Annotated in this window: 11 protein-coding genes; 4 read left to right on the plus strand and 7 right to left on the minus strand. The window is 70.8% G+C overall.

The genetic code is table 11. The features are described from left to right. Positions 1-148: 148 nt before the first annotated feature. The 7 genes from AB4Z48_RS32240 to AB4Z48_RS32270 all read right to left on the minus strand — a co-directional run bounded on the left by AB4Z48_RS32240 (position 149) and on the right by AB4Z48_RS32270 (position 9228). Entirely contained in the window at positions 149-1132 is a 984-nt protein-coding gene (locus tag AB4Z48_RS32240) for a pyridoxamine 5'-phosphate oxidase family protein (RefSeq protein ID WP_441621562.1), read from the minus strand. 106 nt (positions 1133-1238) lie between these two features. Further along, on the minus strand, positions 1239-2207 hold the full coding sequence (locus tag AB4Z48_RS32245) for a Bug family tripartite tricarboxylate transporter substrate binding protein (protein WP_441621564.1): 969 nt from the start codon (positions 2205-2207) through the stop codon (positions 1239-1241). A gap of 29 nt (positions 2208-2236) precedes the next feature. Further along, positions 2237-3616: a DUF1254 domain-containing protein gene (locus AB4Z48_RS32250; RefSeq protein ID WP_441621566.1), complete on the minus strand. Its 1380-nt coding sequence runs from the start codon at positions 3614-3616 to the stop codon at positions 2237-2239. A gap of 23 nt (positions 3617-3639) precedes the next feature. After that, positions 3640-4965, minus strand: a complete 1326-nt coding sequence (locus tag AB4Z48_RS32255; RefSeq protein WP_441621629.1) for a DUF1254 domain-containing protein — start codon at positions 4963-4965, stop codon at positions 3640-3642. 47 nt (positions 4966-5012) lie between these two features. Continuing rightward, positions 5013-6014, minus strand: coding sequence for a Bug family tripartite tricarboxylate transporter substrate binding protein (locus AB4Z48_RS32260; protein WP_441621568.1), 1002 nt, complete (start codon positions 6012-6014; stop codon positions 5013-5015). Positions 6015-6129: 115 nt separating this feature from the next. Next, complete coding sequence (locus tag AB4Z48_RS32265) at positions 6130-8286, minus strand: acetate--CoA ligase family protein (protein WP_441621570.1); 2157 nt, start codon at positions 8284-8286, stop codon at positions 6130-6132. 105 nt (positions 8287-8391) lie between these two features. Further along, positions 8392-9228 (minus strand): IclR family transcriptional regulator, encoded by an 837-nt coding sequence (locus tag AB4Z48_RS32270; RefSeq protein WP_441621572.1) that lies wholly within the window; start codon positions 9226-9228, stop codon positions 8392-8394. 157 nt (positions 9229-9385) lie between these two features. Between AB4Z48_RS32270 and AB4Z48_RS32275 the strand changes: the two genes are divergently transcribed. The 4 genes from AB4Z48_RS32275 (at position 9386) to AB4Z48_RS32290 (ending at position 13032) form a co-directional block, all read left to right on the plus strand. After that, the gene (locus AB4Z48_RS32275) at positions 9386-10078 is read left to right on the plus strand and encodes a TetR/AcrR family transcriptional regulator (protein ID WP_441621574.1); all 693 of its coding nucleotides are present in this window, start codon (positions 9386-9388) and stop codon (positions 10076-10078) included. A gap of 84 nt (positions 10079-10162) precedes the next feature. Beyond that, positions 10163-11161 (plus strand): Bug family tripartite tricarboxylate transporter substrate binding protein, encoded by a 999-nt coding sequence (locus AB4Z48_RS32280; RefSeq protein ID WP_441621575.1) that lies wholly within the window; start codon positions 10163-10165, stop codon positions 11159-11161. Between the two features lie 191 nt (positions 11162-11352). Then, positions 11353-12096, plus strand: a complete 744-nt coding sequence (locus AB4Z48_RS32285) for a histidine phosphatase family protein (protein WP_441621577.1) — start codon at positions 11353-11355, stop codon at positions 12094-12096. A gap of 156 nt (positions 12097-12252) precedes the next feature. Beyond that, the gene (locus AB4Z48_RS32290) at positions 12253-13032 is read left to right on the plus strand and encodes a type VI secretion system Vgr family protein (protein ID WP_441621579.1); all 780 of its coding nucleotides are present in this window, start codon (positions 12253-12255) and stop codon (positions 13030-13032) included.

The raw sequence follows: 13032 nt of genomic DNA on the forward strand, positions 1-13032 counted from the left end.
CCGCCCCGTGCCGGCCCCGCCGCCCGCCCGGCGGGCCGTTGCGCGGGATGACCGGCCGGCTGCCGGGCAAGGCGCGGCGCGGCCGGCCATGCCCGGACCGGGGTGTAAACGTATGCTGAATACAACAAAGGGCGCGCGCCCATCCTGCTCAATGCCCCCCGGCGTCCTCCCAGCTGCCGGTTTCCTCCAGCACCGGCGACATGGCTTCGAGCCGCCAGCGCAGCGGCAGGATCCCCGGGCGCCACACCACGCGCTCCACCAGCAGGCGCACCAGGCGCTCGGCGCCTGTGAAGCGCGCCACCTCCGGCCCGTCCCAGACGATTTCCGCCCGCCCGCTCAGGTGCAGCATGCCGCCCTTCTCAAAATCGGGCACCAGCAGCCCGGCGCGCGGATTGGCCACCAGGTTGCCGATGGTGTTGAAGTAGTAGTTGCCGTTGAAGTCGGGAAAGGTCAGCGTGCGGGCATCGTCCACCCGCACGAAGCCGGGCTTGCCGCCCCGGTGCGAGACGTCCGCCCCGCCGCTGCGAGCGGACGCCGCGTCGCGGTGGTGGGTGGCGATGAAGATGGTGTCGGCGGCGCGCAGCGCCTGCACCGCGGCAGCGTCCAGGGTGTCGGCATGGAGCGCGGGGGCCGCCGCCGCCATGTCTTGCGCGGCGGCCTCGCGCCACTCGCGCAGCTGGATATAGCGCGGGCAGTTGCCATAGCTCTGCACCACCGCCACCGTGAGCCCGGCGTCGTCCGCCGCCGCCACGGTGCCGTTGATGCGCACGCGGCGCAGCGAGTGCAGTTCGATGCCGAGCACGCCCACATCCGCTCCGGCATGCAGGGCCGGCGCCAGCGGATCGTCCGCCGGCAGGCGCACGCCGATGCGCAGCAGGCCGGGTTCAGGCGACTGCATGAAGCCGGGTACGCCGGCCAGCATGGTGGCCCAGGGCATGCCGGCATCGTCCGCGGCGCCGAGCAGCACGAAAGGCAGGCGCGCGAAGTGGGCGCGATGCGCCTCGGACAGCACCGGGCGTATCGCCTGCCGGCCGGCGGCTTCCATCTGCCCACGCTTGCCGGCGCGCTGCTGGGCCGCGTGTTCTCCGGCATGAAAAGGCGATTCGGCGTGCGGCCACGATTGAAAGTTCAACGCTTGCTCCCTGCTGCCCGGGCCTGCCTGCGGCAGCAGGCATCTTGCCCTCCTCGGCCCGGGCGCTATAACTATAGGCCGGCAGGCGGCCGGCGCCGCCCGCATCCTACTCCAGCACGATGCCCGCCGACTTGATCACCGCCCCCCACTTGCCCACCTCGGCGTCGATGAAGCTGGCGAAGGCCGCGCCGTTGCCGGCCTCGGGCTGCAGGCCAAGCCCGATCAGCTTGCTGCGCATCTGCGCATCGGCCAGCACGGCATTGGCGTCGCGGTTGAGTTGCTGCACGATGGCCGGCGGCGTGCCCGCAGGCGCCATCAGCCCGAACCAGCCGTAGCCCACCACGCCCGCAAAGCCCTGCTCGCCGAAGGTGGGCGCCTGCGGATAGACCGGCGTGCGCTGCTCGGAGGCGACCGCGATCACGCGCAGCTTGCCGGCCTTGATGAAGGGCAAGGCGGTGGTGATGGCGGTCAGCGTGGCATCGACGCGGCCCGCCAGCAGTTCGGTATAGGCGGTGGCGTCGCCACGGTAGTGCACGTTCAGGCCCTTGAATTTCCCCTGCGCGGCGAACAGCTCCGCGGTCAGGTGCGGCCCCGAGCCCACGCCGGGCGAGGCAAAGGTCACGCCTTCCTTCCTGGCGCGCGCCATGCGCACGAAGTCCGACACCGACTGCACGGGCGAGTCCGCCTTGACGATCAGGAACACCGGCCCCAGCACGCGCGGCCCCACCGCCACGAAGTCCTTGTGGATGTCGTAATGCTGCGAGAGTCCGGCGGCCGTGTTGATGGCGAACGGCGCCGCCGCCCACAGCAGCGTGTAGCCGTCGGGCGCGGCACGCGCGAGCTGTTCGTTCGCCACCCGCGTGCCGGCCCCCGGCTTGTTCTCCACCACGAACTGCTGCTTGTACTTCTGGCTCAGCCCTTCGCTGAGCAGGCGCGCGGAGGTGTCGTTGGAGCCGCCCGGGCCGTAGGGCGAAATCACGCGCACCGGGCGCGACGGGTACTCCTCGGCATGCGCGGGCGCGAGCATGGAAAGGGCCGCGCACAGCACGGCGGCATGGCATGCGGCACGCCGCATGCGCGCGGCGAAACAGGGATGCGCTCTCATCATGACTCGCAGGCAATGGATGCAACGAATGCGGCAGCAGCGCCGGGCACCGGCCGGATCGGCGGATAGGCGAAGGTCTTGCCGAGATGCGCGTCGCCCGGCACGTAGAGCCGCAGCGTCACGTAGAACGGGCCGGCCGGCGCCGGCAGCCAGTTGCCGTGGCGTGCCGGGTCCGCCGGCGGCGCGGCGGACAGGTGCAGGCGGATGCCGCCATCGGCGTCGGTGCGCAGGCTCGGCGAACGGTCGCCCAGCGAATAGCGCGCCAGCGCATTCTCCACCAGCATGCAGTCGGACTTGCCGTACATGGTGAGCGACCAGAAGGCGCCCACCTGCGGCAGCCCGCCAGGGGCGAAAGCCAGCTCATAGCCGTTGCGGCCGTCCAGCGGCGCGCCCGCGCTGTCGCGGTCGGCCATCACGTACATGGCTTCTTCCACGCCGAGCGCGCCGATGTAGTTGCGCGCCACCAGCGCGCGCTCGGCGTAACGCGTGCCGAACGATGCGCGGATCTCTACCGGCAAGGTCCAGCCGCCGCCCAGGTCGGACGGCAGCGGCGTGGCCAGTTCGGCCAGGACCTCGCCGATGGCGGCGCCCAGGCGTGCCGCGGCCGCGTCGTCGAGCCCGCTCGCATCGCACCGCGCCCCGATGCCATGCCGCGCAAAGCCGGCAGCGTGCTCGGCCTCCGCCGCCGGCGGCGGATTGTCCCGCAGGGCCTGGTTCACGATCTCCGCGTAGCGGCGCGCCTGCAACGTACCCGCGGCCAGTTGCTCGCCGGGCTGCATGCCGGTGTCGAAGCGCCGCGCAGCCGGCGCGCCGTCCAGCGTGCCCAGGCGAAGCCGGTCCTGCATGGCATGCACGGCCGGCAGGTCGGCCTCGCCGTCCACCAGGATGCGCCCGAGCAGCCAGACCGCATCGGTCGGGCAGGCAATGGCGGTGGCGCCGGCCGGCACCTCGCCGTGCCAGCCCGGGCCGTGCAGCACAAAGCGACCAGCCCCGCCGCCGGTGGTGCGGGTACCGATATAGCCGAAGGGATTGGTATAGAAGTCCAGCAGCCCCAGCACGTAGTAGCGGCCCTGGCTGTCGGGCACGTCCAGCACCAGCGGGCCCTGCGAGAGATCCAGCCACGCATTGCTGTAGAGCGTGTCGTTGTTGGGCGTGACCACCTGGCGGTGCTGCGGGCCGAGCAGCTGGCGCGTGTGGATGAAGTGGTTGATCCAGCGCACCGCGGACTCGGGCTGGCTGGCGGCGAACTGGCCGGCGCTGTCGCGGCGCGGACAGGTGGCGGCGCGCATGCGCGCCATTTCATAGAGCGGCAGCGTGTAGCGCACGGCGTCGTGGAGATCGTGCATGGTCTGCGCGCGGGCGGATGCGGTATGGGTCATGTCGGCTTCCATCTGATGTCGGCTCAGTCGATGCGCTGCAGGGCGGGAATCGCGTACTGCCCGTCCAGGAAGGACCGGGCGGGATGATAGAGGCGCAGGATCAGGTAGAACGATCCCGCCGGCGCCGGCAGCCAGTTCTCTGCCTGCGCGGGGCGCGCGTGCGAGACCGGGATCACGAGGCTGCCGTCGTCTTCCAGGCGCAGGCCCGGCGTGCGGTCCCCCACTGCGTAGCGGCCGGCCTCGTTGGCGCTGAAGAAGCGGTCCTCGCCGTACAGCGAGACCGACCAGAACGCCTGCGCCGGCGGCAGCATGCCGGGTGCGAAACGCAGCGCGTAGCGGTGCCGGCCGTCGAGCGGCTGGCCGTCGGCGTCGAAATCCGCCATGGCGTAGATCGCCTCGTCGGCGCGCAGGGCACCGAGCCCTTTCATCGCGGTGCAGGCGCGCTGCAGCCAGTCGTCGCCGTACATGCCCAGCTTGAGGCTGTAGCCCCAGCTCTTGCGGCCCTGGCTGYGCGTGTGGGCCTCGATCAGGGCCATGCCCTGCTGGTAGGCGCGCTCCAGCCCGGCGGTCACCGCGGGCCGCAGCGCCGCCACGTCGATCTCGTCCTCCAGGCGCACGCCGGCCTTGCGCAGCAACGTGAAGGCGCCCAGCTCTTGCGCGGCGGGCGGGAATTCGCGCAGCGCGTTGAACAGGTTCTGGAAGAAATCCAGCGCGGGCCGGCCGCTGTCATGCCATTGCTCGACGCTCGCGGGACGTGCCGCGCCCGGCGTGCGCGCCAGCGTGAAGCCCAGCTCGAAGGCCCGCGCCGCCGACAGGTCGTGCTCGCCCTGCACCAGCACGCGGCCGAGCAGCCACACCAGCGAACTGGGGCAGTGCACCGCGTGCGCGCCGCCGGCTTGCTGGCCGGGACCGACCAGCTCGATGTCCGCGCCTTGCGCGGGCACGTTGCGCGGGCCGAGATTCTCGAAATTGTTGGTGTGGACGTCGAGCAGCTCCACCACGTAGTAGCGGCTGGCATCGGGCAGCGGCGGGACGCGCAGCGTGACGGGGCCGTCGGCCAGGTTGATCCAGCCGCAGAAGTACAACAGGTCGTTGGCGGGCGTGACGATGTCACGGTCCTCATGCGTCCACTGGCGCTCGCTGGCTGAAAGGCTGTTGACCGGGGCGCGGCCGTAGCCGGTGGCCGCCGCGACCGAGGTCTGCAGGCGGCAGGTGCGCAGCGACTCGACCAGGGCATAGCCATATATCACCAGCGGCACGGCCGCGGCGGCGACCAGGGCTTCCTGCGGGCTGGCCGCGGCACCGGGCAACGAGGTCAGGACGGGGTTCACGTTCATGTTCAGGTTCATGTTCATGCGGATGGCTCCAGGCGGATTGTTTGGTGAGGTTCCATGAATCAGTCGAGCGCCGCGCCGCTGGACTTCACCAGCGCGGCCCAGGCCTTGACGTCCTGCCGCATCTGCACGGCGAAGTCCGCGCGCGGCTGCGCCGTGAAGCGCATGCCCAGCGTCTCAACCTGTGCCTGCACGGCGGGGTCGCGCATGGCGGCCTGGGTGGCGCGCTCGAGTGCGTCGACGATCTCCGGCGGCGTGCGCGCCGGTGCGAACAGCGCGTACCAGCTGTCGATGCGGAAGGGCACGCCGGACTCGGCAAAGGTCGGCACCTCGGGCAATGCCACCGAGCGCTCCGAGCCGCTCACCGCCAGCGCCCTGACCTTGCCGCTGCGGATCAGCGGCAGCGTGCCGGCCAGGTCGGACATCGCTACCGGCAGCGTGCCGCCCATCACGTCGGTCAGCATCGGGCTCACGCCCTTGTACGGGATATGGCGCAGGTGGATGCCGCTGCTCGCGTTGAGGCTCTCGCCGGCCAGGTGGCCGCCGGAACCCGGGCCCCACGAACCGTACGCCATGTCCGCGCCGGGCCGCCGCGCCTGCGCGATCAGCGCCGGCAGGTCCTTGCCCGTGAAGGCCGGGCCCGCGACCAGCACGTTGCCGCCATAGGCCAGCCGGCTGACCGGCACGAAGTCGCGCACGGGGTCGTAGGGCAGGCGCGGGAAGATCGCCGGCGCGATGGCGTGCGTGGCAGAGATGCCGAGCAGCAGCGTGTAGCCGTCCGGCGCGGCGCGCGCCACCTGGGCCGAGCCGATGGTGCCGGTGGCGCCGGCCACGTTTTCCACCACCACCGTGCCGCCCAGCGCCACCGACAGCCGGGCCGCCAGCAGGCGGCCGATGACATCGGTGCCGCCGCCGGGCGGGAACGGCACCACCAGCCGGACTGGCTTGTCGGGGTATTTCGCCGCTGGCGCGGCGGCGTGCGCGGGTATGGCGGCCACCAGGGTCAGCGCGGCCAGCGCCGGGGCCGCGCGCGCGAGCGCGGACCTTGCAGCTTCGGGATGCATATCGTGTCTCCTGTTGTCGTTCGCGCCGCCATGCGGCGGCGCATGCCTGCGCGCGCGCCCGGTCTATGCCGGCCTTGTGCCGCGCGGCAGGAAATGCCTGGCGTTTCTCATGCCGTCACGCCTGCGTCGCCTCCGGCGCGCGCAAGGTAATCACCGCATCGGCCGCGACCAGACCTTCGGCGCCGACGATGAACGGGTTGATCTCCAGCGTGTCGAGCCGCGGGCCGAGCGCCGCCGCCAGCTGCGACACCCGCACCAACACATCGGCCGCCTGCGCCAGCGGCAAGGCGGGATGGCCGCGATGCCCGGCGAACAGTGCCGCCGCGCGGCTGTCCTCCAGCATGGCCAGCGCGCGCTGCGGCGACAGCGGCGCCAGGCCGAAGGCCATCTGCCGGAAGATCTCCACCGCGGTGCCGCCGATGCCGGCCAGCGCCACCAGGCCGAACACCGGGTCGCGCCGCACGCCTACCATCAGCTCGCCCCAGCCGCGCGCCATGCGCGCCACCAGCACGCCCTCGAAGGGCAGGTCCGCGCCCGCGCGCGCCAGCGCAGCCTGCATGGCAGGGAAGGCCGCGCGCACCGCGGCCTCGTCGGCCAGGTTGAGCGCCACGCCACCCACATCGCTCTTGTGCAGCACATGCGCGGAACACAGCTTCACCGCCACCGGATAGCCGATGTGCTGCGCCACGCGTACCGCCTCGTCGGCGTCGCGCGCCAGGCCGTGGGCGGCGACCGGCACGCCGGCCTGCGCCAGCAGGCGCATGGCGGCGAACTCGGACAGCGCAGCAGCGGCTTGCGGCACATCGGGCGCGAATGTCGCCGCCGGTGCCGGCGGCGCCGCGGCCGGCGTGCCGGCTGCCGCTTCCATCGCGGCCGCGCGCGCCAGTGCCGCCACCGCCTCGATGGCGTGCGCGGGCTCACGGAATACCAGGCAGCCATGCGCCTCCAGCCAGGCGCGCTTGTCGTTGTCGACCAGGCCGGACAGCAGCAACGGCGCGGCGTCGGGGTTCTCGTGCAGCGCGGCGATGGTGTGCTGCAGGTCGGCCCACAGGCGCGGCGCGTTGGCGCCGCCGGCCAGGAAGGCCACCACGCTGCCGTATTCGCCGCAGGTGGCCACGCCGGACAGCGCATCGAGCAACACCTCGGACTGGGCCACCACCTGCCCGGTCACGTCGATCGGGTTGGCGGTGCTGGCAAACGGAATGCTCGTGCGCAGCGCGCGCGCCGCGGCGTGCGGCATGGGCGGCATCGGCAGGCCAAGCTGCTCGGCGCGGTCGGCCATCATGATGCCGACCCCGCCCGACACGGTGACGATGGCCACCGGCGCCACCGCGCCCGAAACCAGGCCGCCGGCGCAATCCCAGCGTGCCGGGCGGCGCCCGCGCGACAGCGTGTAGCCCAGACGGAAGAAATCTTCGAGCGTATGCGCGCGGTGCACGCCGTACTCGTCGAACACGGCCTGGTAGACCGCGTCCTCGCCGGCCAGGCTGGCCGTGTGCGACTGCGCCGACCGCGCTCCGGCCTCGGTGGTGCCCACCTTGGCAATCACCACCGGCTTGCCGGCGGCACGCGCGGCGGCCAGCGCCTGGCGCAGGCGCGCGCCGTCGCGGCAGCCTTCCATATAGGCGAGGATCACGCGCGTGTCGTCGTCGTGGGCCATCCATTCGATCACGTCGGCCACCTGCAGGCCGGCTTCGTTGCCGGTGGTGACCCAATGGCTCAGGCCCAGGTTCGCCTCGCGCGCCAGCGCGAAGGCATAGGCACCGAACGCGCCGCTCTGGCTGACCAGGCCCACGTCGCCCACGGGCGGCACGCCGGTCAGCGGGATCGGCGAGAAGGTGGCGAACACGCGCTCGCGCAGGTTCATCGCGCCCAGGCAGTTGGGGCCCAGCAGCGCCACGCCGTGCCGGCGCGCGCTCCCGGCCAGCGCTTGCTGCATGGCGAGGCCGGCATCGCCCACTTCGGCAAAACCGGAGGTGAAGAAGATCGCGGCGCGCGTGCGGTTCTGCGCCAGTTGCGCCATCACGGATTCGGTGGCCCGCGCCGGCACCGCGACGATGGCCAGGTCGACCGCCTCGCCGACGGCTTCGAGCGAGGGGTACGCCGGCAGGCCCTGGATCTCGGTGGCGCTGGGATGCACGGGCAGGATGCGCCCGGCGTAGCCGAGTTCGCGCAGCAGCCGGATCGGCATGCCGCCGACCTTCTCGGCCTGGGTGGATGCGCCGATGACCGCGATCGAACGGGGCTTCAGCAGGGAATCTAGCGTTGGCATTGCTCTGTCTCCGGATTGCCTTGGATGGCTTGTTTCAGGATGCGCGCCTGTGCCGGCGCTGCCTGTGTTGCTTGGTGTCTGGTCCCTTGCCCCGGCCCTGCGCCGCTATTGCCGCAGCCCGGTCGACGACTCGATCGCGCGCACCATTTCCATCAGCAGCGGCGCGACCTTCTTTTCCATCACGCCGCGCCGCAGTTGCGAGGCGACGATGGCGCAGTTGAACAACAGCGGGCGGTTCAGGTAGACGATGCGCGAATACACGCCCACGCCATGGATGCCGCTGCCGATATCGCCCACGCCGTGCATGGCGAGGCCGGCGTCGCCCTCGTTGAAGGCGAAGCCGCGCTTGGGGTAGTGCGCCACGTTGTGGCAGACGGTGTCGTAGCAGGCCGCGTATTCCTGGGCGCGCTCGCGCTGCGCCGCCTGCATCAGCCGCTCGAACTCGACCTTCGACAGCGTGGCCAGGAAGGCGCGGCCCATGGCCGTGCTCAGCACCGAGCGCACCGCGCCCACGCCCGGGCGCGCCGGGTTGTTGTCGTTGTGCGTGCAGGTCAGCAGGTACGTCACGTCGAGCCGGTGCGCCACGCCCATCGACACCGCGCCCTCCATGCGGTCGGCCAGCGCCTGCATCAGCGGGCGTGCCACATGGCGCACCTGCAGCCCGGCCAGGTAGGGATAGCCGAGGGCCAGCACCTGCGCGCCGACGAAATACTTGTCGAGCTTGGGGTCCCAGTCGAGGTAGCCCAGCTCGAACAGGGTCCGGCAGATGCGCGACACGGTGGCGCGCGGCAGTTGCAGGCGCTCGGCCAGTTCGCCGTTGCCGAGCGGCCGCGGCTCGTCGATGAAGCAGCGCAGCAAGGCGAAGCCCTTGGCCAGCAGGCCACCGAAAGAGGGGTCCTCCAGCCTGCGTTCGGCAATGAATTGTTCGACCGGCGTATGCATCTTGTCTCCTTGCTCCGCAGTTTGGTTGCGGCATTTTTCTGTGTCAAAGAACGGAATCAATTTCCAGATATTGGAAATGTAGTCCGGTTCTTGACGAAAAGCCGTGGTAACCATATGGTTCACAAAAACCGAATCCAAATTCGAATACGGAGACTCCATGCCTGCGTCGACCTCTGCCGCACCCGCCGCCAAGCCCACCAAGGGGAACGCCGCATTCCCCACGGTGGCCACGCCCTCGATCCTGCAGCCGCCGCGCCAGCGCCGCGCCCGCGAGACCGAGCAGGCCCTGCTGGACGCCGGCCGCGAGCTGTTGGCGCAACGTGACTTCTCCGCCGTATCGGTGGCCCAGATCGCCTCGGCCTGCGAGGTATCAGTGGGCGCCTTCTATGGACGCTTCCGCGACAAGCAGGCGTTCTTCGAGTCACTGCGCGCGCTGGTGATGCAGGAAACCGGCGAGTCCGTCTCGCGCTACCTGCGCGTGGAGCGCTGGGACGACGTGCCGACCGACGTGATGCTGGAAAAGACGATGCGCTTCGTGGTGCTCGGCTGCCACGCCAACCGCGGTGTGATCAAAGCCTCGCTCAAACACGCCTCGATCCGTCCGGAAGAATGGCTGCCGCACCGCGAAAGCGGCCAGGCGGTGGTCGAGCGCATGGTGGCGCTGCTGGTGCCGCGCCTGCCGCTGCCGCCCGAGCAGGCCGAGCTGCGTGTGCGCTTCGCCATGCAGGCGGTGTTCAGCATCGTGGTCAACGCCATCCTCAATGACGCCGGCCCGCTGCCGCTGGACGACGAACGCCTGCCCGGCGAAATGACCCGCATGGTGGCGGCCTACCTGGCGCAGCCTGCCTGACCCCCCGCGCGGGCGGGTCAGCCCGCGCAACGGTGCGTGCCGCCAGGGCGCGCACCGTCCATAAAAAATCACACGAGACAAGCCATGAAAATACGCAGCCCGTTCTGCGGGAAGACGGCCGCCCTGCTGGCCTGCGCGAGCACGGCATTGCTGGCGTCCTTCGCCCACGCCCAGGCCGGATATCCCGCCAAGCCCCTGCACCTGATCGTGCCCTACCCGGCCGGCGGCCTGACCGACACGCTCGCGCGCACGCTGGCGGACGGGCTCGGCAAGCGGCTCGGGCAGACCGTGGTGGTGGAGAACAAGGGCGGCGCGGGCGGCATCATCGGCACCGACTACGTGGCCAAGTCTGCGCCCGACGGCTACACGCTGCTGCTGACGATTCCCGGGCCGATCACGGCCAACCTGGCCCTGTACAAGAAGCTGCCCTACGATCCGCGCACCGACCTGCGCCAGATCTCGGACGTGGCGATGGCGCGCACCGTGCTCACCGTCAACGGCGCGCTGCCGGTCAGGACCGTGGGCGAGCTGATCGCCTACGCGAAGAAGGAGCCCGGCAAGCTGCGCATGGGTTCGTGGGGGCCCGGCACGCAGCCGCACACCATCCAGGCCTACATGGACAAGACCTACGGCATCGATATCCTGCACGTGCCCTACCGCGGCGAAGGGCCGATGGTGAGCGACCTGCTGGCCGGCCAGGTCAATGTGACGATCGGCTCGGTGACTTCGCTCAAGCAGCACTTCGCCAGCGGCAAGCTGCGCCCGCTTGCGGTCGCCGGCACCCAGCGCGCCAAGGCCCTGCCGGACGTGCCGACGTTTGCCGAGGCGGGCTATCCCGACGAGCCATACCGCCAGGTCGGCCCCATCACGCTGATGGCGCCGGCACGCACGCCGGACGACATCGTGGCGCGCCTGGGCAAGGAAACCAGCGCGCTGGTGCAGTCTGCGCAGATCAGCCAGCGCATCGAGGAGATGGGCGCCGAGCCGCTCGGCAACCTGCCCGCGCAGGCCGCCGCCGCCTACAAGGCCTACCTGCCGGTGGTGCTGAAGCTCACCGCCGATACCGGCGTCACCCTGGACTGAGCCGCCGCGCTTGGCGTTGCGCGCTGCAGAATGCAGCGCAGCAATGACCGCTATGAATCCCGCGCGGCATCCTTGGCCGCGGCATGCCAGGCCCATACAATGGCTGCAACCCACGCGGCGCGCGGCGCGCCGCGTGCCGATTCCCGCACCATCCGCGCGCCATCCGCGCATCACCCCACTTCCGGATCCCCATGGCAACGCTCTTCCTGGTACGGCACGGCCAGGCGTCCTTCGGCGCCGCCAACTACGACTGCCTCTCCGCCACCGGCCGCCAGCAGGCCCGCTGGCTCGGCGAATACTTCCGCGAGCGCGGCGTCGCGTTCAAGCGGGTAATCGCCGGTTCGCTCACGCGCCAGCAGGACACCGCGCTGGAAATCCTGGCCGGCATGGGCACGCCAGGCGTGCCGCTCGAGACGGCCGCGCAGACGCCCGCCGAAACGCTGGCCGCGGCCGCACAGGAAGCGCGCAAGGCGCGCGTGGAAACCCATGCCGGTCTCAACGAGTACGACGGCGAGGCGCTCTACCGCAGCCACACCGGTGGCCGGGACCACCGTGCCCACCAGAACGACGACTACAACGACTACTGGCGCACCTTCCGCGCGGCCTACCAGGCATGGACGCTGGACCAGCTCGCCGGCATGCCGGAATCGTGGGGCAACTTCGGCGGGCGCATCCGCGCGGGCCTGGCGCATGCCGCCGAAGGCGCGACGCGCGAGGATGCCCTGCTGGTGGTGAGTTCGGGGGGAGCCATCGGGCGCGCCGTGGCCGACCTGCTGGGCGCGCCGGCGCAGACGGCGATCGAGCTGAACCTGCAGTTCAGGAATACCGCCTTCTGCGAGATCATCGCCGGGCGCGGCACCCAGCGGCTGCTGAGCTTCAACAACCTGCCGCACCTGGAGCGCGCGGACCGGCGGCAGGCGATCACGTTCGCGTAGCCTCGCGTGGTCAAGTTTGTGACGATCGGTGGCGTGCCGACGGCATTTCACCGCCGCGATCGCGAAATATCGCCATCGAGAATCCGACGCTTCTGACCCCTGCGCGGGTGGATCGCCAGCATCATGCCGTGGCACAGCATTGCACGGAGATCCGCCATGCCACGCCAGGCCGACCTGCGCTTCACCTTCGCCGTCGTCGGCGGAGTCGACTTCGAGGTCATCGAGTTCGATCGCGACGAAGCCCTCTCCGAGACCTTCCGGCTCGACGTGCAGTTGGCCCATGCCGACCCCGACCTCAACTTCGCCACCGTCCTCGACCAGCCCGCCCTGCTCACCCTCTGGCGGGGTAATGAGCCGGTGCGCCATGTCCACGGCCTGATCAGCCGTTTCGAGCAGGGCGACACCGGCTTTCGCCGTACGCGCTACCGCGCCGTGGTCGAACCCGGCCTCGCCCGCCTGCGCCTGTCCTCCGACTGGCGCATCTTCCAGCCCCTCTCCGTACCCGAGATCCTCCAGAACGTACTCAAGGCCCATGGCCTGGCTGCCCGCTACGAACAGATCGTCACCGCCGAGCACCCGCCACGCGAGTACTGCGTGCAGGCCGGCGACACCGACCTGCATTTCCTCGGGCGGATTGCCCGCGAAGAAGGGTTCTACTTTGCCTTTCGCCACGACGCCGACGGCCATCGCCTGATCCACAGCGACCGCCTGTTCGTGCAGGGCCGCATCGCCGGCGGACCCGTGCGCTACAACCCCACCCCCGGCGGCGACCAGCCCGAGCCCGCCCTGCGCCGCTTCAGCTACACCGAGAACGTGCGTACGGCACGCCAGACCCAGCGCAATTACACGTTCACCCATCCTCAGTACGACCTCGAACACGCTACGGTCAGCACCCCCCTCGATCACTTCTTCCTCTCCTTCTCGGGCGACGCGTAA

It is taken from the genome of Cupriavidus sp. 2TAF22 (assembly GCF_052115045.1).
Classification (GTDB): Bacteria; Pseudomonadota; Gammaproteobacteria; order Burkholderiales; family Burkholderiaceae; genus Cupriavidus.

Coding starts and splice junctions, on each gene's coding strand:
- AB4Z48_RS32245 (WP_441621564.1), bottom strand. CDS start 2,207: ATGCGGCGTGCCGCATGCCATGCCGCCGTGCTGTGCGCGGCCCTTTCC.
- AB4Z48_RS32250 (WP_441621566.1), bottom strand. CDS start 3,616: ATGACCCATACCGCATCCGCCCGCGCGCAGACCATGCACGATCTCCAC.
- AB4Z48_RS32260 (WP_441621568.1), bottom strand. CDS start 6,014: ATGCATCCCGAAGCTGCAAGGTCCGCGCTCGCGCGCGCGGCCCCGGCG.
- AB4Z48_RS32265 (WP_441621570.1), bottom strand. CDS start 8,286: ATGCCAACGCTAGATTCCCTGCTGAAGCCCCGTTCGATCGCGGTCATC.
- AB4Z48_RS32270 (WP_441621572.1), bottom strand. CDS start 9,228: ATGCATACGCCGGTCGAACAATTCATTGCCGAACGCAGGCTGGAGGAC.
- AB4Z48_RS32275 (WP_441621574.1), top strand. CDS start 9,386: ATGCCTGCGTCGACCTCTGCCGCACCCGCCGCCAAGCCCACCAAGGGG.
- AB4Z48_RS32280 (WP_441621575.1), top strand. CDS start 10,163: ATGAAAATACGCAGCCCGTTCTGCGGGAAGACGGCCGCCCTGCTGGCC.
- AB4Z48_RS32285 (WP_441621577.1), top strand. CDS start 11,353: ATGGCAACGCTCTTCCTGGTACGGCACGGCCAGGCGTCCTTCGGCGCC.
- AB4Z48_RS32290 (WP_441621579.1), top strand. CDS start 12,253: ATGCCACGCCAGGCCGACCTGCGCTTCACCTTCGCCGTCGTCGGCGGA.